The sequence below is a fragment of the Streptomyces collinus Tu 365 genome (assembly GCF_000444875.1).
Classification (GTDB): Bacteria; Actinomycetota; Actinomycetes; order Streptomycetales; family Streptomycetaceae; genus Streptomyces; species Streptomyces collinus_A.
Window position 1 is genome coordinate 2,320,254 of sequence record NC_021985.1, and the last position, 22,549, is coordinate 2,342,802.

25 protein-coding genes are annotated in these 22,549 nt (G+C 71.1%); 8 read left to right on the top strand and 17 right to left on the bottom strand.

Annotated elements, in window-relative coordinates; genetic code table 11:
* Positions 1–175 precede the first annotated feature (175 nt).
* Entirely contained in the window at positions 176–490 is a 315-nt protein-coding gene (locus B446_RS09880) for a CPCC family cysteine-rich protein (RefSeq protein ID WP_043477948.1), read from the top strand.
* 235 nt (positions 491–725) lie between these two features.
* Here B446_RS09880 and B446_RS09885 read toward each other — a convergent pair whose 3' ends face one another.
* Together B446_RS09885 and B446_RS09890 are read right to left on the bottom strand one after the other, a co-directional pair.
* On the bottom strand, positions 726–1,178 hold the full coding sequence (locus B446_RS09885) for a hypothetical protein (protein WP_234967471.1): 453 nt from the start codon (positions 1,176–1,178) through the stop codon (positions 726–728).
* A gap of 221 nt (positions 1,179–1,399) precedes the next feature.
* Positions 1,400–1,645: a hypothetical protein gene (locus tag B446_RS09890; RefSeq protein WP_043477951.1), complete on the bottom strand. Its 246-nt coding sequence runs from the start codon at positions 1,643–1,645 to the stop codon at positions 1,400–1,402.
* A 103-nt stretch (positions 1,646–1,748) separates the two neighbouring features.
* Between B446_RS09890 and B446_RS09895 the strand changes: the two genes are divergently transcribed.
* Positions 1,749–2,156: an NUDIX hydrolase gene (locus tag B446_RS09895; protein WP_020939287.1), complete on the top strand. Its 408-nt coding sequence runs from the start codon at positions 1,749–1,751 to the stop codon at positions 2,154–2,156.
* 438 nt (positions 2,157–2,594) lie between these two features.
* Here the strand turns inward: B446_RS09895 and dapD are convergent, their stop codons facing one another.
* The 3 genes from dapD to B446_RS09910 all read right to left on the bottom strand — a co-directional run bounded on the left by dapD (position 2,595) and on the right by B446_RS09910 (position 4,508).
* The gene (dapD, locus tag B446_RS09900) at positions 2,595–3,581 is read right to left on the bottom strand and encodes a 2,3,4,5-tetrahydropyridine-2,6-dicarboxylate N-succinyltransferase (RefSeq protein ID WP_020939288.1); all 987 of its coding nucleotides are present in this window, start codon (positions 3,579–3,581) and stop codon (positions 2,595–2,597) included.
* Positions 3,582–3,654: 73 nt separating this feature from the next.
* Complete coding sequence (locus tag B446_RS09905; RefSeq protein WP_020939289.1) at positions 3,655–4,188, bottom strand: TetR/AcrR family transcriptional regulator; 534 nt, start codon at positions 4,186–4,188, stop codon at positions 3,655–3,657.
* On the bottom strand, positions 4,188–4,508 hold the full coding sequence (locus tag B446_RS09910; protein ID WP_020939290.1) for a DMT family transporter: 321 nt from the start codon (positions 4,506–4,508) through the stop codon (positions 4,188–4,190). The genes B446_RS09905 and B446_RS09910 overlap by 1 nt, the downstream gene beginning before the upstream one ends.
* Positions 4,509–4,710: 202 nt before the next feature.
* Between B446_RS09910 and B446_RS09915 the strand changes: the two genes are divergently transcribed.
* Complete coding sequence (locus tag B446_RS09915; protein ID WP_020939291.1) at positions 4,711–5,544, top strand: AbfB domain-containing protein; 834 nt, start codon at positions 4,711–4,713, stop codon at positions 5,542–5,544.
* Positions 5,545–5,638: 94 nt separating this feature from the next.
* Here the strand turns inward: B446_RS09915 and B446_RS09920 are convergent, their stop codons facing one another.
* Genes B446_RS09920 through B446_RS09955 form a run of 8 tightly spaced genes read right to left on the bottom strand, consistent with a single transcriptional unit; the run spans position 5,639 to position 12,205 of the window.
* Complete coding sequence (locus B446_RS09920; RefSeq protein WP_020939292.1) at positions 5,639–5,971, bottom strand: metal-sulfur cluster assembly factor; 333 nt, start codon at positions 5,969–5,971, stop codon at positions 5,639–5,641.
* A complete protein-coding gene (sufU, locus tag B446_RS09925; protein WP_020939293.1) occupies positions 5,968–6,435 on the bottom strand; it encodes a Fe-S cluster assembly sulfur transfer protein SufU in 468 nt (155 codons plus the stop codon). The genes B446_RS09920 and sufU overlap by 4 nt, the downstream gene beginning before the upstream one ends.
* A gap of 16 nt (positions 6,436–6,451) precedes the next feature.
* A complete protein-coding gene (locus B446_RS09930) occupies positions 6,452–7,708 on the bottom strand; it encodes a cysteine desulfurase (RefSeq protein WP_020939294.1) in 1,257 nt (418 codons plus the stop codon).
* On the bottom strand, positions 7,705–8,469 hold the full coding sequence (gene sufC, locus B446_RS09935) for a Fe-S cluster assembly ATPase SufC (RefSeq protein WP_020939295.1): 765 nt from the start codon (positions 8,467–8,469) through the stop codon (positions 7,705–7,707). The genes B446_RS09930 and sufC overlap by 4 nt, the downstream gene beginning before the upstream one ends.
* A gap of 7 nt (positions 8,470–8,476) precedes the next feature.
* Positions 8,477–8,797 carry a bifunctional 3-phenylpropionate/cinnamic acid dioxygenase ferredoxin subunit gene (locus tag B446_RS09940; protein ID WP_010987727.1) on the bottom strand — a complete coding sequence of 107 codons (321 nt, stop codon included), beginning with the start codon at positions 8,795–8,797 and terminating at the stop codon, positions 8,477–8,479.
* Positions 8,794–9,978, bottom strand: a complete 1,185-nt coding sequence (gene sufD / locus B446_RS09945) for a Fe-S cluster assembly protein SufD (RefSeq protein ID WP_020939296.1) — start codon at positions 9,976–9,978, stop codon at positions 8,794–8,796. The genes B446_RS09940 and sufD overlap by 4 nt, the downstream gene beginning before the upstream one ends.
* Before the next feature lie 56 nt (positions 9,979–10,034).
* Positions 10,035–11,456, bottom strand: a complete 1,422-nt coding sequence (sufB, locus tag B446_RS09950) for a Fe-S cluster assembly protein SufB (RefSeq protein WP_020939297.1) — start codon at positions 11,454–11,456, stop codon at positions 10,035–10,037.
* Positions 11,453–12,205: a helix-turn-helix transcriptional regulator gene (locus tag B446_RS09955; RefSeq protein ID WP_020939298.1), complete on the bottom strand. Its 753-nt coding sequence runs from the start codon at positions 12,203–12,205 to the stop codon at positions 11,453–11,455. The genes sufB and B446_RS09955 overlap by 4 nt, the downstream gene beginning before the upstream one ends.
* Positions 12,206–12,411: 206 nt before the next feature.
* On the opposite strand from B446_RS09955, the gene B446_RS09960 reads away from it, so the two are divergent.
* The 4 genes from B446_RS09960 (at position 12,412) to B446_RS09975 (ending at position 16,079) form a co-directional block, all read left to right on the top strand.
* A complete protein-coding gene (locus B446_RS09960; RefSeq protein ID WP_020939299.1) occupies positions 12,412–13,227 on the top strand; it encodes an aminoglycoside N(3)-acetyltransferase in 816 nt (271 codons plus the stop codon).
* Positions 13,228–13,258: 31 nt separating this feature from the next.
* Positions 13,259–14,236: an ABC transporter ATP-binding protein gene (locus B446_RS09965; protein ID WP_020939300.1), complete on the top strand. Its 978-nt coding sequence runs from the start codon at positions 13,259–13,261 to the stop codon at positions 14,234–14,236.
* A gap of 47 nt (positions 14,237–14,283) precedes the next feature.
* A complete protein-coding gene (locus B446_RS09970) occupies positions 14,284–15,000 on the top strand; it encodes an ABC transporter permease (protein WP_052352262.1) in 717 nt (238 codons plus the stop codon).
* A 68-nt stretch (positions 15,001–15,068) separates the two neighbouring features.
* A complete protein-coding gene (locus tag B446_RS09975) occupies positions 15,069–16,079 on the top strand; it encodes a COX15/CtaA family protein (RefSeq protein WP_020939302.1) in 1,011 nt (336 codons plus the stop codon).
* A 51-nt stretch (positions 16,080–16,130) separates the two neighbouring features.
* Here the strand turns inward: B446_RS09975 and B446_RS09980 are convergent, their stop codons facing one another.
* From B446_RS09980 to B446_RS09995, 4 genes are all read right to left on the bottom strand, one after another.
* Complete coding sequence (locus B446_RS09980) at positions 16,131–16,946, bottom strand: nucleotidyltransferase domain-containing protein (RefSeq protein WP_020939303.1); 816 nt, start codon at positions 16,944–16,946, stop codon at positions 16,131–16,133.
* 422 nt (positions 16,947–17,368) lie between these two features.
* Positions 17,369–18,475 carry an amidohydrolase family protein gene (locus B446_RS09985; protein ID WP_020939304.1) on the bottom strand — a complete coding sequence of 369 codons (1,107 nt, stop codon included), beginning with the start codon at positions 18,473–18,475 and terminating at the stop codon, positions 17,369–17,371.
* 180 nt (positions 18,476–18,655) lie between these two features.
* The gene (locus B446_RS09990) at positions 18,656–18,976 is read right to left on the bottom strand and encodes a hypothetical protein (RefSeq protein ID WP_020939305.1); all 321 of its coding nucleotides are present in this window, start codon (positions 18,974–18,976) and stop codon (positions 18,656–18,658) included.
* A gap of 90 nt (positions 18,977–19,066) precedes the next feature.
* On the bottom strand, positions 19,067–20,056 hold the full coding sequence (locus B446_RS09995) for a heme o synthase (protein ID WP_043475208.1): 990 nt from the start codon (positions 20,054–20,056) through the stop codon (positions 19,067–19,069).
* A 380-nt stretch (positions 20,057–20,436) separates the two neighbouring features.
* Here B446_RS09995 and tkt point away from each other — a divergent pair, with 380 nt between their 5' ends.
* Positions 20,437–22,524, top strand: coding sequence for a transketolase (tkt, locus tag B446_RS10000; RefSeq protein ID WP_020939307.1), 2,088 nt, complete (start codon positions 20,437–20,439; stop codon positions 22,522–22,524).
* The last annotated feature ends 25 nt before the right edge of the window (positions 22,525–22,549 follow it).

A 22,549-nucleotide genomic window follows, 5' to 3' on the forward strand; every position in this document is an offset into this window, starting at 1 on the left:
TTCTCCACACCCGAACTCTGAACCCTGCACAAGGTCGAGGGTCAACGGTCCCCTGGGTCCGGCCGGCCGCCCCGGTTGGAGAAGATCTCACCCCAGGCACGCCAGGACGACGAGACAGCCGCAAAATGCCTGCGCAAGCGCCGCGTTGATGACTCATGATGCGTCCGTGACCTTCATGGCTGTCCGCGGAAGCGCCGAAGACGGACCGTACCGTTGTCCGTGCTGCGGTTTCGTCACCCTGTCCGAGCGCGGGGCGTTCGAGATCTGCAACGTCTGCTTCTGGGAGGACGACGGCCAGGACGAACACGACGCGAGCGACGTCCACGGCGGCCCGAACCACGACCTCAGCCTGCGACAGGCACGCCAGAACTTCGAGTCGATCGGGGCGTGCAGCGAGTATTGCGCCCAGTTCGTACGCGACCCGTTGCCCGAGGAACACCCGGACAGGAGCGAACGGTACGGCACGGGCACCCTGTACTCGTGGCCGTGAGATCCGTGGCCGACCGAGGGACCGCTGTCCTCGTCCCGTGTTGTTCGTCCAGTTAGGCAAGCCGGGCGTCCGTCGGCCGTTCCCTCCTTCCGGTAGGTCGGATCGAGGGACCCGAGGGCCGCGCCAAGTGCGGCGGCCACATCCCAACACGGGCACGGGGACCAACGGTATTCCCCAACGGTGCAGGTCGAAGACGCGTTGTGGCACCGAAAGAGGCCGGATCGCACGTTGCTGACTACGCGGGAGGGGCGTAAGGGTTCGCCTTGGACACCGGTGGGCCATCCCACCATGCCCCCGGTGGCGGGACGGGAACCCAGTCCGGGCCCCGGTGATCCAGCCACCACCTGCCGATGGTGTGGAACTTCTCCTCGAAGCTGCGATCCCAGTTGAGCGGCGCGGTGATCGGTGCCCGCAGGCGGGTACGGCGGCCGCCCGCTTCGTAGATCACGACGGTCCGGCTCCCGAAGAGAGACTCGATCTGGATGGCTTGGACGCTCGACCACGGGATGGTCCGGCGGCGGAGGTTGTGCACGAGGGCCGCGGATGGCGTGAGCGTGACCCCGAAGAGCCGGGAGGCGATCGGCAGAACACACCACACGAGCAGTTCTGAGACCAGAAAGAGGCCAGACGGTCCCCCGTCCAACCGGAACAGGACCTGGGAGGCCACGATGATGATGCCGGGCAGCATGGACAGCGCGCATTGGAGGGGCGTCAACCGGTACCGGATGCGCGCCGGCGGTACAGCTGCGACATGCGATTGCTCCATCGATCTGCGCCCCTCACTCGATGCAGCCAGTGGTGGCACGTCATCGCGGTGGCAGCATGGCGGACCAGGGGCGCCGTGTCCATCCGTCTGTGGGCCCGGCGCCGTGCCCCTACGGGGCACCGAGCAGAGAAGGGTCGGTCTTGCTATGCCTGCGGTCCTTCGGCATCTCTCCGGCTGGACACGACGTGCCGCGCGATCGTGGACAAGGCCAGCTCCCGATCGTCGTCCACGACAAGCCAGCCCTTGCCCAGGAGCGATTGCAGCAGTGGGCGGACCTCTTCGCCCAGTTCCTCCGCCAAGTCGTCATCCGTGAGGGAGAAGCCCTCCTGTACCCGGCTCGCCACGTGGAACACGACGGCTTCCTCCCCCGCGGTGATGTTGAAGTCCATGACGTGAAGGTATGCGAGCCCCGTGGCCGCAGCACGCCGATGGTGCCCGAAGCCGAGGCACCTACTCCCCCAGCAGACGGTGCCCTCCGATACGGTCCGAACCATGGTGAACGGCAACGGTGTGCCGGAGAAGGTGGCGTGGGTCCTGGTTCGGGACGACCGGGTATTGGTGACGCGTAGTCACGGCAGAGATCGCTTCTACTTCCCGGGCGGTCATCGTGAGCTGGGCGAGTCCGACGCAGAGACCCTGGTGCGGGAGATCGACGAAGAACTGCAGGCGACGATCGATCCCGGTTCCATGGTGCACTTCGGCACGTTCGAGATCGGCGAGGGCCATCCGGAGCACGGCCCCTTCAGGATGATCTGTTATACCGCCGATCACCGCGGTGAGCTGACCCCGTCGCGGGAGATCGCCGAGAAGGCGTGGTTCCGCTACGCCGATCGGGACCGGGTCTCGGCCGTCGACGCGATGGTCTTCGACGCACTGCACGAGGCCGCGCGGCTTTCCTGAACCCGTGACCGCTGAACAGCAGCGGAGTGCGGCAACCACCGTCACCGCAGCTGACCGCCAACACCCCCTCTTTTCCCGCTCCCGTGACCAACACGATTCACCGGGGAGCTGACGCATGGCCGGGTACGGAGATCACTAGCCCTACCGGCACTCGCCGCAGCCGTCGCCGTCAGTCAGGCGGGATCGTCATGGCAACCGCCACAGTGGGAGCGGTAGCTGGGCCGTCCGGAGCGGACCACCTGACCACGAGTCCTCCGGGCGCCCGGGACAGTCCTGCCGCCTACCGTCGCCCGTAGCTGAACCAGGCGGCGCCCTTCCGGGCCGTCCTGGGGCCGTGGAAGGGCGCTCAATGGTGACCGACGTCGACAGGTGCCGACAGCTCGGCAGCAGGTCAGAGCGGTGATCGGTGAGGCGGCCGCAGGTCATGGCCGCCCCTGATCAGTTGTGGCTGTGCAGGATGTCGTTCAGTCCGCCCCACACCGCGTTGTTCGGCCGGGCCTCCACCACGCCCGTGACCGAGTTGCGGCGGAAGAGGATGTTGGAGGCGCCGCTGAGGTCGCGGGCCTTGACGATCTGGCCGTCGGGCATCGTCACGCGGGTGCCCGCGGTGACGTAGAGGCCCGCCTCGATGACGCACTCGTCGCCGAGCGCGATGCCGACGCCCGCCTCGGCGCCGATCAGGCAGCGCTCGCCGATCGAGATGATCACGTTGCCGCCGCCGGACAGCGTGCCCATGGTGGAGGCGCCGCCGCCGATGTCGGAGCCGTTGCCGACCACGACGCCCGCGGAGATGCGGCCCTCGACCATGGAGGTGCCCAGCGTGCCGGCGTTGAAGTTGACGAAGCCCTCGTGCATGACCGTGGTGCCCTCGGCGAGGTGGGCGCCGAGGCGGACCCGGTCGGCGTCGGCGATCCGCACGCCCTTGGGGGCGACGTAGTCCGTCATGCGCGGGAACTTGTCGATCGAGGTGACCTGGAGGTGCAGGCCCTCGGCGCGGACGTTCAGCCGCACCTTCTCGATGTCGTCCACGGCGACCGGGCCGAGCGAGGTCCAGGCGACGTTGGCCAGGTGGCCGAAGATGCCGTCGAGGCTCTGGCCGTGCGGCTTGACCAGGCGGTGCGAGAGCAGGTGCAGCCGCAGGTAGACGTCGTGCGCGTCGATCGGCTTCTCGTCGAGCGAGGCGATGACCGTGCGGACCGCGACCACCTCGACGCCACGGCGGGCGTCCGGGCCGATCGCCGCGGTCGCGCCGCCGCCGAGCAGCTCGGCCGCCTGCTCGGCGGTGAGCCGCTCGGTGCCGGAGGGGCCGGGCTCGCCGACCAGCTCGGGGGCCGGGAACCAGGTGTCGAGAACGGTGCCGTCGGAGGCGAGGGTGGCGAGGCCGGCGGCGACGGCGCCGGTGGTACGGGAAGCGGTGTCGGTCATGGGGAAAACCTAACGTGAGGGGGCCTGCGCGGGCGAACCCGCGCGGGGGGCGTCTCAGGTGCCGGGCGCGGCTTCAGGGGATCACCCGGGCCAGCACGGCGCGGGCGTACCCCTCGTCGTACGAACCGCCGGTCAGCAGCACCTGGAGGCAGATCCCGTCCATCAGCGCGAGCAGCGCCCGCGCCGTCACCGCGTCCGTACGGCGGGCCAGCCCCTCGGCCGCCCGTTCGGTCCACTCGGCGGCGACCGGGCGCAGCGCCGGCCGCCGCAGTGCGGCGAGGTACAGCTCGTACTCCAGTTCCACGCCCGTCCGCTCGCCGCCCAGCCACTCCCCCAGCACCCCGGCGAGCTGCGTCGCGAGGTCCCCGTGGCCGTCCTCGGGCAGCCGCTCGGCCAGCACGCGGGCGAACCCCTCGTTGGTCTGCCGCAGCGCCGCCACCATCAGCTCCTCCAGGGTGGCGAAGTGGTACGTGGTGGAGCCGAGCGGGACGTCGGCCTCGGCGGCGACCGAGCGGTGGCTGAGCCCGGCGATGCCCTTGCGGCCCACCACCCGGATCGCCGCGTCGATGATCCGCTGCCGCCGCTCGGGATCGTGCCTGCGCGCCATCAGTGGGCACCGCCCAGGTTCAGCACGACCACGCCGCCGACTATCAGCACGATCCCGGCGACCTTGGCCGCGCTCATCCCCTCCCCGAACAGCAGCAGGCCGAGGACGGCGACGGCCGCCGTCCCGACCCCGGACCAGATGGCGTACGCCGTGCCGATCGACAGCGTCCGCAGGGTCCGGGCGAGCAGCGCGAACGAGACGAGGTAGCCCACAGCCGTCACGAGCGAGGGCCCGAGCCTGCTGAACCCCTCGCTGTACTTCATCGCCGTCGTCGCGGCGACCTCGGCGGAGATGGCCCCGGCGAGCCACAGGTATCCCATGTGTACGAGCGTACACATGAGACGTGTACGGGTGTACGGATGAGGCGGCATCAGTTTTCGCGGCGATCACTTGCCGAAACGCCGTACGGCGGCCCCCCGGCTCCACTAATGTGCGGCACTCGGCCTCACATCGGCCTCACACGTCATTCACCTCACCCTCACGCCCCCGGCCGTGCCGCCGGGCGGCGGTGGAGAACCACGCATGCCCGACGACACCCCCCGCCCTCCGCACCGGCAGCCGTGGGACCACGGCTGGCACCCGGACGCCTCCCGCACCCCCGGCACCCGAAGACTCTGGCTGGCCGGGGCGCTGGCCCTGGCCACGATCGCGGCCGGTGCGACCGCGATAGCCGTGAACGACGGGGCCGCGAGCGGGAAGACCGCCTCGCCCGCGACCCCGGGAGCACCCAGCGACAGCGGCCCGGGGCTGCTGTCCTTCGCCTCACCCTCGGCCGCCGCGACCGCCCCCTCCGGTGCGGCCCCGCACCGGTCCGGGGCCACGCCGTCCGCGGCCGGCGCACCGTCCGCCGCACGCCGTGCCTCCGGGCATCCGGACCGGCCCGCGTCCGGTCACGCCAAGTCACCCGAGAAGAAGAGCGGTTCGCCGGAGCCCTCGTCCGGGCGGCGGTCGGTGCGCTCCCTCAACCATCCCGACCGCTACTGGCACGTCAGCGACGGACTCGTACGGCTCGACCCGGCCGGTTCCGCCGCCGAGCGCCGCGACGCCACCTTCACGGTGGTCAAGGGGCTGGCGAAGGCGGGCTGTTACTCCTTCGCCACGGCCGACGGCGGCTACCTCAGGCACCGGAACTTCCTGCTGCGCGCCGAACACGACGACGGGTCCCGGCTGTTCGAGCAGGACGCCACCTTCTGCCCGCGCACGTCCGCGTTCGCCGGCGCCGTCATGCTGGAGTCGGTCAACTACCCCGGCCGCTATCTGCGCCACCAGGACTTCCAGCTGAAGCTGGACCCCTACCAGGACACCGACCTCTACCGGGCGGACTCGGCGTTCCTGCTGGTGTCCGGGCTGGCCTGAGCACGCGGAAGCGGCGGCACCCACGAGGGGTGCCGCCGCTTCCGGCGCGAGGCCGCACGCGGGATGTCCGCGCGAGGCGTCGCTCAGACGTCGCTCAGACGTTGAAACCGAGCGCCCGGAGCTGCTCCCGGCCGTCGTCGGTGATCTTGTCGGGGCCCCACGGGGGCATCCAGACCCAGTTGATGCGCAGCTCGTTGACGAGGCCGTCCGTGGCGGACTTGGCCTGGTCCTCGATCACGTCCGTCAGCGGGCAGGCCGCCGAGGTCAGGGTCATGTCGATCGTCGCGATGTTCGCGTCGTCGATGTGGATGCCGTAGATCAGGCCGAGGTTGACGACGTCGATGCCCAGCTCGGGGTCGACGACGTCGTACAGCGCCTCGCGGAGTTCTTCCTCCGAGGCCGGCTTCAGCTCAGCGGTCTCGCTCATGCGGTCTTCCTTTCGGCTTCCGCGCCACTCAGCGCCTGGGCCGTCGCGTCCTTCCACGCCATCCAGCTCAGGAGGGCGCACTTGACCCGCGCGGGGTACTTGGAGACGCCGGCGAACGCGACCGCGTCCTCCAGCACTTCCTCCATGGCGTCGTCCGGCTCGATCCTGCCCTTGGACTGCATCAGCTCCAGGAAGGTCTCCTGGATCTTCTGCGCGTCGGACACGTCCTTGCCGACCAGCAGCTCGTTCAGTACGGAGGCCGAGGCCTGGCTGATGGAGCAGCCCTGCCCCTCGTAGGAGACGTCCTCGATCGTCGTGCCGTCGTACTTCACTCGGAGGGTGATCTCGTCGCCGCACGTCGGGTTGACGTGGTGCACCTCGGCGTCGCCGTCCCGGAGACCACGCCCGTGCGGGTTCTTGTAGTGGTCCAGGATGACTTCCTGGTACATCGAGTCCAGCTTCACGGTGTCGACACGCCTCTCAGCCGAAGAAGTTCCGTACGTGCTCCAGCCCCTCGACCAGTGCGTCGATCTCGGCCGGCGTGGAGTACAGATAGAACGACGCTCGCGTGGTCGCGGGAATTCCGTAGCGCAGGCAGACGGGCCGCGCGCAGTGGTGGCCCACGCGCACCGCGATGCCCTGCTCGTCGAGGACCTGACCCACGTCGTGCGGGTGGATGTCACCCAGCGTGAAGGAGATCGCGGCCCCGCGGTCCTCGGCCGTGGTCGGGCCGATGATCCTCAGGTCCTGGACCTCGCCCAGCCTGCGCACCGCGTACTCGGTGAGCGCGTGCTCGTGGGCGAGGATCTTGTCCATGCCGATCGAGTTCAGGTAGTCGATCGCGGCACCGAGGCCGACCGCCTGCGCGATCGGGGGCGTGCCCGCCTCGAACTTGTGCGGCGCCGGGGCGTAGGTGGAGGAGTGCATCGAGACGGTCTCGATCATCTCGCCGCCGCCGAGGAACGGGGGCAGGTCCTCCAGCAGCTCCTGGCGGCCCCACAGGACGCCGATGCCGGTCGGGCCGCACATCTTGTGGCCGGTGAAGGCCACGAAGTCGGCCTGGAGCGCCTGCACGTCCAGCGGCATGTGCGGGGCGGCCTGGGAGGCGTCGATGCAGACCAGCGCGCCGACCTCCTGGGCGCGGCGCACTATCGCCTCGACCGGGTTGACCGTGCCCAGGATGTTCGACACCAGCACGAAGGAGACGATCTTCGTCTTCTCGGTGATGACCTCGTCGATGTTGGAGAGGTCGAGCCGGCCCTCGTCGTCCAGCCCGAACCACTTCAGCTTCGCGCCGGTGCGCTGCGCGAGCAGCTGCCACGGCACGATGTTGGAGTGGTGCTCCATCTCCGTGATGACGATCTCGGTCTCGTGGTCCACCCGGTAGGGCTCGTCGGCCCAGCCCAGCATGTTCGCCACGAGGTTCAGCGACTCGGAAGCGTTCTTGGTGAAGATCACCTCGTCGCGGCTCGGCGCGTTGACGAACTCCGCGACCTTGTCGCGCGCACCCTCGTAGAGCGCCGTGGCCTCCTCGGCGAGGACGTGCACGCCGCGGTGGACGTTGGCGTTGTAGCGCTCGTAGTACTCGCTCAGGGCGTCCAGCACCTGGCGCGGCTTCTGCGAGGTGGCCGCGTTGTCCAGGTACACGAGCTTCTTGCCGTCGTGGACCACTCGGTCCAGGACGGGGAAGTCCTTGCGGATCGCCTCGGTGTCGAGGAGGCCCGGCAGCTGTGTCACGCGGATGCGCCACCCTTCACGTATGCCTCGTAGCCCTCGTTCTCCAGCTTGTCCGCGAGCTCGGGGCCGCCGGACTCGACGATGCGGCCGCCGGCGAACACGTGGACGTGGTCGGGCTTGATGTAGCGCAGGATGCGCGTGTAGTGCGTGATCAGCAGGGTGCCGACCTCGCCCGTCTCGCGGACGCGGTTGACGCCCTCGGAGACGATGCGGAGCGCGTCGACGTCGAGGCCGGAGTCGGTCTCGTCGAGGATCGCGACCTTCGGCTTGAGCAGTTCGAGCTGGAGGATCTCGTGGCGCTTCTTCTCACCGCCGGAGAAGCCCTCGTTGACGTTGCGCTCGGCGAAGGACGGGTCCATGTTGAGACGCTCCATGGTCTCCTTGACCTCCTTCACCCAGGTGCGCAGCTTGGGGGCCTCGCCGCGGATGGCGGTGGCGGAGGTGCGCAGGAAGTTGGAGACCGAGACGCCGGGGACCTCGACCGGGTACTGCATCGCCAGGAACAGGCCCGCGCGGGCGCGCTCGTCGACGGACATCTCCAGGACGTCCTCGCCGTCGAGGGTGACGGTGCCCCCGGTGATCGTGTACTTGGGGTGACCCGCGAGCGAGTAGGCGAGGGTCGACTTGCCGGAGCCGTTGGGGCCCATGATGGCGTGCGTCTCGCCCTGCTTCACGGTGAGGTCGACGCCCTTGAGGATCTCCTTCGTGGCGTTGTCGGCCTCGACGGTGACGTGCAGGTCTCGGATTTCAAGCGTTGCCATGGGTGCCTCAGGACTCCTGGGTGAGGGAGACGAGCACGTCGTCCCCTTCGATCTTTACGGGGTATACGGGTACGGGACGCGTGGCCGGGAGGCCGGACGGCTTGCCGGTGCGCAGGTCGAAGGCGGAGCCGTGCAGCCAGCACTCGATCTGGCAGTCCTCCACCTCGCCCTCGGAGAGCGAGACGTTCGCGTGGGAGCAGATGTCGTTGATGGCGAACACCTCGCCCTCGGTCTTCACGACCGAGACCGGCGTGCCGTCGAGTTCCACCCGCTTCGGGGTGTCCTCCTCCAGCTCGCTCAGCCCGCAGGCGCGTACGAAGGTCGTCATGCGACCGAAGCCTCCAGCTCCTCCTCGATCTTGGCGAGCAGGCGCTCCTCGATGTCGGTGACACCGATCTGCTGGACCAGCTCGGCGAAGAAGCCGCGGACCACCAGGCGCCGGGCCTCGTGCTCCGGGATGCCGCGGGCCATCAGGTAGAAGAGCTGCTCGTCGTCGAAGCGGCCGGTCGCGGAGGCGTGCCCGGCGCCGACGATCTCGCCGGTCTCGATCTCCAGGTTCGGCACCGAGTCGACGCGCGCGCCGTCCGTGAGGACGAGGTTGCGGTTCATCTCGTAGGTGTCCGTGCCCTCGGCCTTGGCCTCGATGAGCACGTCGCCGATCCAGACCGCGTGCGCGTCGTCGCCCTGGAGCGCGCCCTTGTAGGCGACGTTGGACTTGCAGTGCGGGGTGTTGTGGTCGACGAGGAGGCGGTGCTCCTGGTGCTGGCCGGAGTCGGTGAAGTACAGGCCGAACAGCTCCGCCTCGCCGCCGGGGCCGGCGTAGGCGACGCGCGGGTGCAGACGCACCAGGTCGCCGCCGAAGGTGACCACGAAGGACTTGAAGGTGGCGTCGCGGCCGATCAGCGCGTTGTGCTGGCCGACGTGGACGGCCTTGTCGTCCCAGTCCTGGACGGACACGACGGTCAGCTTGGCGCCGTCGCCCAGGACGTAGTCGACGTTGGCGGCGAGCACGGCGTCACCGGTGTGGTCGATGACGACGACGGCCTCGGCGAAGGCTCCCAGCTCGATGACCTGGTGGCCGTAGGCGACCCCGCCCTCGCCGTGCACGGCGATGCGGATCGGCTCGGCGAGGACCGTCTCCTTGGGGACGGTGACCACGCCGGCCTTCTCGAAGGCCGAGAACGCCTGGGCGGCGACGCGGTCCACGGGGGTGCCCGCGCGGCCGATCCGGGCGTCGTCGCGGCCGACGGTCTCCACGGTCACGCCCTCGGGGGCCTGGACGTCCACCTTGACGCCGTCGCCGGTGGCGACCGCGGTGCCGTCGTGCAGCCCGCGGAGCCGCTCCAGCGGCGTGAACCGCCACTCCTCCTCGCGGCCGTGGGGGACGGGGAAGTCCGCCACGTCGAAGGACGGGGGCGCGCTCATGCGGGTGGCGACGGTCGACTCCGCGGCCACCGCGATCTGGCCCGCGGTCGTGGAGCCCACGGGGATGTTCTGAGCCTCAGCCATGGCTGTCGGTCTGCTCGCTTTCTTACGTGAGTGGCTTGACGGGAGCTGCGGTGGCGTCAGCCGACCGCGCCCTCCATCTGGAGCTCGATCAGCCGGTTGAGCTCGAGGGCGTACTCCATGGGCAGTTCCTTGGCGATCGGCTCGACGAAGCCGCGCACGATCATCGCCATCGCCTCGAACTCGCTCAGACCACGGCTCATCAGGTAGAAGAGCTGGTCCTCGGAGACCTTGGAGACGGTCGCCTCGTGGCCCATGGACACGTCGTCCTCGCGGACGTCCACGTAGGGGTACGTGTCGGAGCGGGAGATGGTGTCGACCAGCAGCGCGTCGCAGAGCACGTTGGACTTGGAGCCCGCGGCGCCCTCGCCGATCTCGACCAGGCCGCGGTAGGAGGTACGGCCGCCGCCGCGCGCCACCGACTTGGAGACGATGTTGGACGAGGTGTTCGGCGCCATGTGGACCATCTTGGAGCCGGCGTCCTGGTGCTGGCCCTCGCCCGCGAAGGCGATGGAGAGCGTCTCGCCCTTGGCGTGCTCGCCCATCAGGTAGACGGCCGGGTACTTCATCGTCACCTTGGAGCCGATGTTGCCGTCGATCCACTCCATGGTCGCGCCCTCGTACGCCACGGCGCGCTTGGTGACCAGGTTGTAGACGTTGTTCGACCAGTTCTGGATGGTCGTGTAACGGCAGCGGGCACCCTTCTTCACGATGATCTCGACGACCGCGGAGTGCAGGGAGTCCGACTTGTAGATCGGGGCGGTGCAGCCCTCGACGTAGTGGACGTAGGCGTCCTCGTCGACGATGATCAGCGTCCGCTCGAACTGGCCCATGTTCTCCGTGTTGATACGGAAGTAGGCCTGGAGCGGGATCTCGACGTGCACGCCCTTCGGCACGTAGATGAAGGAGCCGCCGGACCACACGGCCGTGTTCAGCGCGGCGAACTTGTTGTCGCCGGCCGGGATGACGGTGCCGAAGTACTCCTTGAAGAGCTCCGGGTGCTCCTTCAGGGCGGTGTCGGTGTCGAGGAAGATGACGCCCTGCTCCTCCAGGTCCTCGCGGATCTGGTGGTAGACGACCTCGGACTCGTACTGGGCGGCGACACCGGCGACGAGGCGCTGCTTCTCGGCCTCCGGGATGCCCAGCTTGTCGTAGGTGTTCTTGATGTCCTCGGGCAGGTCCTCCCAGGACTCCGCCTGCTTCTCCGTGGAGCGCACGAAGTACTTGATGTTGTCGAAGTCGATGCCCGACAGGTCCGAGCCCCAGTTCGGCATGGGCTTCTTCTCGAACAGCTTCAGACCCTTGAGGCGCAGCTTCGTCATCCACTCCGGCTCGGACTTCTTGCCCGAGATGTCACGGACGACGTCCTCGTTCAGGCCGCGCCTGGCAGAGGCACCGGCCACGTCGGAGTCGGCCCAGCCGTATTCGTACGTGCCCAGGCCCTCGAGTTCGGGGTGGGCAGTCTCCGTGGGGAGAGTCATGCGGGGTTCCTCCCGGCCGTGCTTGCAGATGCGTTGTCGCTGGTCTTGGAAATCTTGGGGATGAACGTCGTGCAGACGCCGTCGCCGTGGGCGATGGTCGCCAGTCGCTGCACGTGAGTACCCAGCAGCTCCGCGAAGATCTCGGTCTCCGCCTCGCACAGCTGCGGGAACTGTTCCGCCACGTGGGCGACCGGGCAGTGGTGCTGGCACAGCTGTTCGCCGACCGGTGCGCTGCGCGCCGTAGCAGCGTACCCGTCCGCACTCAGGGCCTTGGCCAGCGCTTCGGCGCGTTTGTCGGGGCCGGCCTCCTCGACCGCCGCGCGGTAGGCGCCCGCCTGGGCGGCGATCCGCGCGCGGGCGAAGGCGGCCACCGCCTCGGCGCCGCCCTCCTGGTCGGCGATCCAGCGCAGGGCGTCGGCGGCGAGCGCGTCGTACGACTGGTCGAAGGCGTCGCGGCCGCAGTCGGTCAGCGCGAACACCTTGGCGGGACGGCCGCGGGTGCGGGTGCCGTAGACCCGCTGCTCGCGCGCCTCGACGACGTCGTCGGCGACCAGGGCGTCCAGATGGCGCCGCACGGCGGCCTGGGTGAGCCCGAGCCGGTCGGCCAGCTCGGCGACGGTGGAGGGGCCGTGGTCCAGGATCGACCGCGCGACCCGGTTGCGCGTCGAGCGGTCCGACCGCACCCCGGCCGCGAGCTCCTCGTGCGGGGTCCCCGTGGGGGTCTCCCGAGCCTCGCCGTCGTATTTCACAACACCATTGTTGCGTAATTCCTCGGAGCCTGACAAGCGGCGTCCGGATCACCCCGCGGTGCCCTGCGTCACTTAGGCATACCTAATCCCACCTGCGGAAACGGCCCCCGACCAGCCGCTGACCTGCCGCGCACCCCCACCCGCCGCCCCGGCCGGCCGGGCAACTCGGTGGCGCCCCCGGGCCTCCTCGGGAAGACTCCCGAAGCATGCCGACACCCCCTGCGACCGGCCCTCTCGTCACCCGGGACACCGTCAGCGCACAGCTGCGGCGGCTGGGTGTGGAGACGGGCGAGACCCTGCTCGTGCATTCCTCGCTCAGTTCCCTCGGCTGGGTCAACGGCGGCGCCGTCGCGGTCGTCCAGGGACTCCTCGACGCCCTCGGCGCGTCCGGCACGCTCGTGGTGCCCACCCAGACGGGCGACCTGTCCGACCCGGCGGTGTGGCAGCACCCGCCGGTGCCCGCCGAGTGGTGGGACACGGTCCGCGCCACCATGCCCGGCTACGACCCGCGGGTCACGCCCTCGCGGGGGGTCGGCGTGATCCCGGAGACCGTCCGCACCTGGCCGGGGGCCCGGCGCAGCGCACACCCGCAGACCTCCTTCGCCGCGCTCGGGGGCCGCGCGGCCCATGTCGTGGCCGACCACGCCACCGACTGCCGGCTGGGCGAGCGCAGCCCGCTGGCCCGGCTGGAGCGGCTCGGCGCCCGGGTCCTGCTGCTCGGGGCCGGCTACGGCGCCTGCACCAGCTTCCACCTGGCCGAGTACCGCATCCCCTCCCCGCTGGTCCTGGTCGGCCGGCCGGCCCCGGGCGGCGGCTGGGAGACGGTGACCGAGGTGTCGATCACCTCGGACCGGTTCGACGAGCTGGGCCACGACTTCGAACGGGACCGGCCGGTCGTGCGCGGCCGGGTCGGGGCGGCCGAGGCCAGGCTGTTCCCGGTCGCGGAGGCCGTGGCCTACGCCGAGCACTGGCTGCCGCTGCACCGGCCCCGTGAGGAGTACCTTCCGCACCCGCCCGCATGAGGGCCGCGGCGGCTCCCTAGACTCTGGATCCATGCGAAGTGAGCCCGCCCAGCCGTCTGACGACCACCACCCCCCGGGAGGACGCTTCGCGCCGCACCCCGTCATCGAGGTGCGGGGCCTGGTGAAGCGGTACGGCACCAAGACCGCCGTGAACGGCCTGGACCTGGTGGCCCGGGCCGGGGTGACCGCCGTACTCGGGCCCAACGGGGCGGGCAAGACGACCACGGTCGAGACCTGCGAGGGGTACCGGAGGCCGGACTCCGGCACGGTGCGCGTCCTGGGCCTCGACCCGGTCCGCCAGTCCGCCGAGCTGCGCCCCCGCATCGGCGTGATGCTCCAGTCGGGCGGCGTCTACTCCGGCGCCCGCGCGGACGAGATGCTGCGCCACGTGGCCGGGCTGCACGCCCACCCGCTGGACGTGGACGCGCTCGTCGAGCGCCTGGGCCTCGGCTCCTGCGGCCGGACGAGCTACCGGCGGCTGTCCGGCGGCCAGCAGCAGCGGCTCGCGCTCGCCATGGCCGTCGTGGGGCGCCCCGAACTGGTGTTCCTCGACGAGCCGACCGCCGGTCTCGACCCGCAGGCCCGCCGCGCCACCTGGGACCTGGTGCGCGACCTGCGCGCCGACGGCGTCTCGGTGATCCTCACCACGCACCACATGGACGAGGCCGAGCAGCTCGCCGACGACGTCGCGATCGTCGACGGCGGCCGGGTCATCGCCCAGGGCTCCCCCGAGGAGCTGTGCAGGGGCGGCGCCGAGAACACCCTGCGCTTCACCGGCCGCCCCGGCCTCGACGTGGCCTCGCTGCTCAAGGCGCTGCCCGCCGACTGCACCGCGGCCGAGCTGACCCCGGGCGGCTACCGGGTCGTCGGCAAGGTCGACCCGCAACTGCTGGCCACGGTCACCTCGTGGTGCGCCCAGCACGGGGTGATGCCGGACCGGATCTCGGTGGAGCGGCACACCCTGGAGGACGTCTTTCTGGAACTGACCGGCAAGGAGCTGCGGTCGTGAGTGTCGGTACCTACGCCCCGAAGCCGGGTGCGGCGCCCCTTCCGCGCATGATCGCGGCCCAGGCGGCGCTGGAGACGAAGATGCTGCTGCGCAACGGCGAGCAGCTGCTGCTGACGGTCGTGATCCCGACCCTGTTGCTCGTCCTCTTCAGCTGCGTCGACATCGTCGACACCGGCGCCGGCAAGGCGGTCGACTTCCTCACCCCGGGCATCCTGGCCCTCGCGGTGATGTCCACGGCCTTCACCGGCCAGGCCATCGCGACCGGCTTCGAGCGCCGCTACGGCGTGCTCAAGCGGCTCGCGGCCTCCCCGCTGCCCCGCTGGGGCCTGATGACCGCGAAGACGGCCTCCGTGCTGGTCACCGAGGTCCTCCAGGTGATCCTGCTGACGGTGATCGCCTTCGCGCTGGGCTGGTCCCCGCACGGCAACCCGGCCGCCGTCCTGCTCCTGCTGGTCCTCGGCACCGCCGCCTTCTCCGGCCTCGGGCTGCTGATGGCCGGCACCCTGAAGGCGGAGGCGACGCTGGCCGCCGCCAACCTGGTCTTCCTGCTGCTGCTCGTCGGCGGCGGGGTGATCGTGCCGCTGGAGAAGTTCGGCACGGCCGGATCGCACGTGCTCGGCCTGCTGCCCGTCTCGGCGCTCTCCGACGGCCTGCGGGCCGTGCTCCAGCACGGGTCCGGCACACCCTGGGGCGACCTGGGCGTCCTCGCCGTCTGGGCGGTCGTGGGGCTGGCCGCCGCCGGGAAGTTCTTCCGCTGGGAGTAGCCGGGCGGACCCCCGGGTCGTACGCGGGACGGGACCCTCGTGAACGCGTGCACAAGCGGCGGCCTACCATGGTGCGCGTGCCAAAGCTGAACCGTGCCGACGCCGTAGCGGCCGTGCGCAACCCGCTCGCCTTCGTCGCCGACCGCTGGACCCCGGATCCCCGGACCGTGCAGCGGGCGGCCCTCGCCGCGCTCGTCATGTCGGTGATCATCGTCGTCACCGGCGGCGCCGTGCGGCTGACCGCCTCGGGCCTCGGCTGCCCGACCTGGCCGACCTGCACCGACGACTCGCTGACCACCACCCGGGCCATGGGCTTCCACGGGGTCATCGAGTTCGGCAACCGCATGCTGACCTACGTGCTGTGCGCGGCCGTCGGCTGGGCCATCGTCGCGGCGCGCGCGCAGAAGCCGTGGCGGCGCGCGCTGACCCGGCTGGGCTGGGCGCAGTTCTGGGTGGTCATGGGCAACGCCGTGCTCGGCGGGATCGTGGTCCTGGTGGGCCTGAACCCGTACACGGTCGCCGCGCACTTCCTGCTCTCCTCGGCGCTGATCGCCGTCGCCACGGTGATGTGGCAGCGCACCCGCGAGGGCGACGGGGCGCCGCGCCCGCTGGTCGGCAAGGCCGTGCAGCAGCTCGTGTGGTTCCTGGTGGCCGCCTCCACGCTGCTCATCGCGGTCGGCACGGTGGTGACCGGGGCCGGGCCGCACGCGGGCGACTCCAAGGAGGTCGCGCGGATCCCGATCGACTGGGAGACGGTCGGCAAGCTGCACGCCGTGCTCGCCTGGATCGTGGTGACGCTCACCTTCGCTCTGTGGTTCGTCCTCAAGGCCGTCGACGCCCCCCGGGGTCCGCTCGGCCGTACCCGGGAGCTGTTCCTGATCCTGCTCTCGCAGGGTGTCATCGGCTACGTCCAGTACTTCACGCACCTGCCCGAGATCCTGGTCGCACTGCACATGCTGGGCTCCTGCCTGGTGTGGATCGGCGTGCTGCGGGTGCTGCTGGCGCTGCGGGAACGCCCGGAGGACGCGTTCGACCTGCCCGGCCCCTCGGCCGAGGTCCCGGTCGGCACCCGCGCCTGACCCGTTGTCCGGGCCCGTGGTCCGGGCCCGGATTCCGAACCGGGCCCGCGGTCAGCCGTACGTCGCGACCAGCGCGTCGATCGCGGGCCCGAGGTAGGCACGGGTCAGCTCGGCACGGACGGTGAGCCGGTGGTCGTCCGCGGGGGCGGGGGCCGTGCCCGTGCCGGGGGCGGTGTCCGGTCCGCCGGCCGTGGCGGCGCCGGGAGCGGGGTCCGTGCCGGGGGCGGTGTCCGGGTAGCGGCGTCGTTCGATGTCCGCGACGACCTCCTCGGGCGCGCCGAGTTCGCGCAGCTCCCCCAGTGCCTCCCGTTTGGTGACCAGCCGGCCCTCGCGCAGGGTCACCGTGGCCCGGGCGAAGGTGAGCAGGCCCAGGTCGACCCAGATGTCCTGGCGCCAGAGCCGGGCCTTGTCCACCGCGGGCCGCCAGTAGTCCCGCTGGTCCCTGACGACGAAGCCGCGCAACTCCGCGTCCGGCACCTCGGGGAGCAGCCCGGCGGGCGCCTCGCCGGACAGCACCCGTCCGAAGTCGTGCAGCTCGCGCCGGGTGACGGGGGTGACAGGGCGGCGCATCAGCCGCCCGTGCGCCCAGGTGAGGTGCGGCCGCTCGGGGTCGTCCAGGGTGGCCGGGGCGACGTAGCTGCAGTGCAGCCGCCCGGCGAGCGGCTCGGCCCGCAGCCGCCGGTGCGCCGTCGCCACCTTCCGCACGGTCTGGAGCCTGGGCGGCTCCCGCAGTACCGCGACCAGGTCGAGGTCACTGCGTCCCTCCTGGTAGTCCCCGCCGGCCAGCGACCCGTGCGCCCAGACGGCACGGGTCCCGAGCGGCGCCAGCTCCCGGACGAAGCGCGCGAGAAGCGCGTCGGTAGGCATCGCGCCAGTCTGCCGGGAACCGCCGCCGCGGTACAGCTCTCGGGGTACGGCATCCTCTCGGGGCGCGGCGCGCCCAGGTCCCCGCGGACGGCGGGGTCCCGCTCCCGCCGAGAGCCCGGCCCCGCGGGGCGTGCCGCCACCATGGGCCACGCCGCCCACGGCGACCGGGGTGCCCCCGCACGCGCCGAGCCCGGCCCTGTGCCGCCGCCGTGGAGGGCCCGACCGCGCGGGGCACGCGACTGCGCGGGCACGCGAGCCACCGTCGCCGGGCCCGCCGGTGCGTTCGCTCGCACGGGCCGTGACCTCTTGTCCGGCGCGCCCCCGCCGCCTCCGACGCGCCCCGCGCCCCGGGCCCACCCGGGCGACCGGACAGCCGGCCCCCGCCGAGCCCGCCCCCTCGCGCTCCTTGCGCCCCTTGCGCCTCACTGCAGCCCGTACACCCGCCGCGCGTTCCCCGCGGCCACCATGTGGGCCACGCGCTGGGCGTCCTCCAGGCACCACGCGCCGTCGGCCACCCAGGTGCCGAGGACACGGGCCAGGGACTCGCGGAACAGGTGGGCGCCGACGACGTGGAGCTCGGGCAGGGCGTGGGCGCCGCTGGAGAAGAGGATCTTGCCGAAGGGGGCGAGTTCCAGGATCTCGGCCAGGACGGTGGCCGCGCGGGCGCCGGTGCGGACGAGGGCCGCGCCGGAGTCGGCGTACACGTGCGGGAACACGCCGGCCAGGTGGGCGGCGTGCCGGTGGTGCGGGTAGCCGTGCAGCAGGATCAGGTCGGTGCCGAGACCCGCCGTGGCCCGTACGAAGTCGGTGAGCGGCACCGGGTCGGTGCGGTCGACGCGGGAGCCGGGCCCGCCGAGTCCCGCGTGCAGTTGCAGCGGCAGGCCGGAGGCGACGGCGATCCACAGCAGGTGCCGCAGCAGCACCGGGTCCGTCAGCTCGCCGCCCACCCGCCGTCCGGCCAGCCAGCGGCCCGCCGCGCCTCGCACCTCGCCCGGCCCCGGGGGCTCGGGGGCCAGGGCCAGACCGTGCCGGAGGCAGGCGACGGAGCTGAAGGCGACGGTGCCGGCGGCCGCGCCGTGCACCGACTCGGCGAGGTTGGCGAGGAAGGACTCGACGGTGCCCGAGGTGTCGGCGACCTGCTCGGCGAGCAGTTCGAGGCGGACGATCTCCCGTGCCTCGGCGTCGCCCGTCAGGGCCATCTCGTCGGGGCCGGTGAGGTCCCCGGGCAGCCCGGTGTCGACCAGGTAGGTGGTGATGCCGCTGCCCCGCAGCAGCCTGCGGGCCGACTCCAGCACGCCGAGTTCGCGGCGCCGGGCGAGGTAGCGGGCGGGCGGGCAGTGCGGTTCGAGGCCGAGCAGGGGCGGACACCAGCGGCGTACGGCGAAGCCGGTCTGGGTGTCGAAGAGGGTGGTGCCCGGAGCCGGCGGGCCCTCGGTCCGCACGAGCTGGGCCTCGAAGGTGCCGAGACCCAGCTCCGTGCGCAGTACGCCGTGGCAGTACTGGTCCACGAGGGACGGCGTTTCGATCATTCCGGCTCCCCGGGAGGACGCGTGGGCGCTGCGCTGGCCTACCGGTCCTAACGGGTGAGCGGGGTGCCAGGTGGCGGTCCGGCCGCGGCCGGATACCGGAGCGCGCGCCCTCGCGGGCCGCGCTCCGGCGCACCACCACCGCTCGACGGCGGTGGATCCACCCCCGCCCGCCGCGCGCGCCTAGCCGCCGACCTGGATGCCGGCCATCCGCTTCCACTCGTACGGCCCCGTCGCGACCTTCGCGGCGAACTCGCCGTCGAAGGACTCGTGGACGGTGATGCCGGCCTTCGCCACCGCCTGCTCGGCGGTCGTGGTGTCAGGGGCCACCAGGTCGCCCCAGCCGCCGTCCTCGCCGACGAGCACGATCCGGGCGCCGCGCTCGCCGATGTGGGCCACCTGGCCCTCGGCACCGCCGTGCGCCTTGGCGAAGGCGGTGATCTGCCGGGCGAGCTTCGCCGCCGTGCGCTCGGCCTTGGGGTCAACCTGCTGCGTGTCTGCCATGGCCAGGATGCTACCGACGGGTAGATCGAACGGCGACGGGAGGGGTGCGTGGCCTTGACCACGCGCCCCTCCCGTCGGGAGTCGGGACGTTCAGCGCAGGAACGGGTCCACCGCGACCGCGACGAACAGGATCGACACGTAGGTGATCGACCAGTGGAAGAGCCGCATCTCCTTCAGCTTCGCGCCGGTCACCTCGGCCTTCGCGCGGTTCTGCAGCCCGTGGGCCTCCCACAGCCAGAACCCGCCGGCCGCGAGCGCGACCAGGGTGTAGAACCAGCCCGTGTAGCCGAGCGGGGTCAGCAGCAGGGAGACGGCGACCATCACCCAGCTGTAGATGACGATCTGCCGGGCGACCACCTTGTTGGACGCGACCACCGGGAGCATGGGCACGCCCACGCGCGCGTAGTCGTCCTTGACCTTCATGGACAGCGGCCAGTAGTGCGGCGGCGTCCAGAAGAACATGACGAGGAAGAGGACGACCGGCGCCCACGACATGGAGTTCGTGACCGAGGACCAGCCGATCAGCACGGGCAGGCAGCCGGCGATGCCGCCCCAGACGATGTTCTGGGAGGTACGCCGCTTGAGGATCATCGTGTAGACGACGACGTAGAAGAGGAGCGCTCCGAGCGAGAGCCAGGCACTCAGCCAGTTGACGGTCAGCCCGAACAGCAGCGTCGAGACGACCGCCAGCGTGATGCCGAAGGCCAGGCACTCGCGCGGGCTCACCATGCCGGTGACCAGCGGGCGCTGCGAGGTGCGGTCCATCAGGGCGTCGATGTCCCGGTCGATGTACATGTTCAGCGCGTTGGCGCCGCCCGCCGACAGGTAGCCGCCGAGACAGGTCAGCAGCACGAGGCCGAGGTCGGGCACGCCCTGCTGCGCCAGGAACATCACCGGCACCGTGGTGATGAGCAGCAGCTCGATGATCCGCGGCTTGGTCAGCGCCACGAAGGCCTTGACACGGGCCCCGAACGGCCGGTGAACCGGGCTCCGGCTCGCACCGGCGAGCACACCCTCCCCCAGGGCCTCAACGGCCTGGGAGGTGGCCCCAGGACGGGATTCGACGGCCGTCACGCACACCCCTGACAGAGACATCCCAGCAAGCCTCCCCGTGTGAGGTCCCGGTAAAAGGCTCGCGCGTACCACGCCACTTTAGACGTTGCCCATACCCCGGCCTTCGCGGGGGTGGGCTCGTGTTGGCGTGCGGCCCGTTTGAGATCTTCGGTGACTCGATTGAGCGGTCAGATGAGCGGCTCCGTATTCATGTGCCGAATACGTCTTCGGCCAGTCGGGAGGCGGATCTCCGAGAGTCCCGGCAGTCTGGAATGACTCGAAAAAACGCACGTCCTTACGGGGGTAGGCTCGACAACGGCCGGTGGGCAGGCAGTGCACCGGCGGCCGGGTGAGGGCACGTCCCGAAAGACCGGCGACCGACATGTGGAGAGGAGCCCTGACCCAGGGTGAGCACCAAGCCGACCACCACAGACCTTGAGTGGACCGACCTGGACCAGCGGGCCGTGGACACCGCCCGTGTTCTTGCCGCCGACGCCGTACAGAAGGTCGGCAACGGCCATCCCGGAACGGCGATGAGCCTGGCCCCCGCCGCATACACCCTCTTCCAGAAGGTGATGCGGCACGACCCGGCCGATCCGGAGTGGGTCGCGCGTGACCGCTTCGTGCTGTCCGCCGGCCACTCGTCCCTGACCCTCTACACGCAGCTCTTCCTGGCCGGCTTCGGCCTGGAGCTGGACGACCTCAAGGCCTTCCGCACCTGGGGCTCGAAGACGCCGGGCCACCCGGAGTACGGGCACACCAAGGGTGTCGAGACCACCACCGGCCCGCTGGGCCAGGGTGTGGCGAACGCGGTGGGCATGGCCATGGCCGCCCGCTACGAGCGCGGTCTCTTCGACCCGGAGGCCCCGCAGGGCGAGTCCCCCTTCGACCACTACATCTACTGCATCGCCGGCGACGGCTGCCTGCAGGAGGGCATCTCGGCCGAGGCGTCCTCGATGGCCGGCCACCAGAAGCTGGGCAACCTGATCCTGCTGTGGGACGACAACCACATCTCGATCGAGGGCGACACCGAGACGGCCGTCTCCGAGGACACGGTCAAGCGGTACGAGGCCTACGGCTGGCACGTGCAGCGGATCGCCCCGAAGCCGGACGGCGACCTCGACCCGCACGCCATCTACAACGCCATCGAGGCCGCGAAGCAGGTCACCGACCGGCCGTCGTTCATCGCGATGCGCTCGATCATCGCCTGGCCGGCCCCGAACGCGCAGAACACCGAGGCCGCGCACGGCTCGGCGCTCGGCGACGACGAGGTCGCGGCCACCAAGCGCGTCCTCGGCTTCGACCCGGAGAAGACCTTCGAGGTCTCCGACGAGGTGCTCGCCCACACCCGCCAGGCCCTGGACCGGGGCCGCGAGTACAAGGCGCAGTGGGAGAAGTCCTTCCAGGAGTGGCGCGACGGCAACGCCGAGCGCGCGGCCGACTTCGACCGCATCAGCAGCGGCGAACTGCCCGCCGGCTGGGAGGAGAAGCTCCCGGTCTTCGAGACGGGCAAGGCCATCGCCACCCGTGCCGCCTCCGGCAAGGTGCTCCAGTCGCTGGGCGCGGTGATCCCCGAGCTGTGGGGCGGCTCCGCCGACCTCGCCGGTTCGAACAACACCACCATCGACAAGGACAGCTCCTTCCTGCCGGTGGGCAACCCGCTGCCCGAGGCCTCCCCCTACGGCCGCACGATCCACTTCGGCATCCGCGAGCACTCCATGGGCGCGGAGCTGAACGGCATCACGCTGCACGGCAACACGCGCGTCTACGGCGGCACCTTCCTGGTGTTCTCCGACTACATGCGCAACGCGGTGCGCCTGTCGGCCCTGATGCACCTGCCGGTGACGTACGTCTGGACGCACGACTCGATCGGTCTCGGCGAGGACGGCCCCACCCACCAGCCGGTCGAGCACCTCGCCTCGCTGCGCGCGATTCCGGGCCTGAACGTCGTCCGCCCGGCGGACGCCAACGAGACCGCGATCGCCTGGCGCGAGATCCTCAAGCGCTACACCAAGGAGTTCGGCAAGGGCGCCCCGCACGGCCTCGCGCTGACCCGCCAGGGCGTGCCGATCTACGAGCCCAACGAGGACGCGGCGCGCGGTGGTTACGTGCTGTTCGAGGCCGAGGGCGGCGAGCCCCAGGTGATCCTGATCGCCACCGGCTCCGAGGTCCACGTCGCCGTGGAGGCCCGCGAGCAGCTCCAGGCCGAGGGCGTGCCGACGCGTGTCGTGTCGATGCCGTCGGTCGAGTGGTTCGAGGAGCAGGACCAGGGGTACCGGGACTCCGTGCTGCCGCCGTCCGTCAAGGCCCGTGTCTCGGTCGAGGCGGGCATCGGCCTGACCTGGCACAAGTACGTCGGGGACGCCGGCCGCATCGTTTCCCTGGAGCACTTCGGTGCCTCCGCCGACGCCAAGGTCCTCTTCCGCGAATTCGGTTTCACCGCCGAGAACGTGGCCGCCAAGGCGCGGGAATCCATCGCCGCCGCCCAGCGCTGACGCCCATATACGACACGTAGGAGAT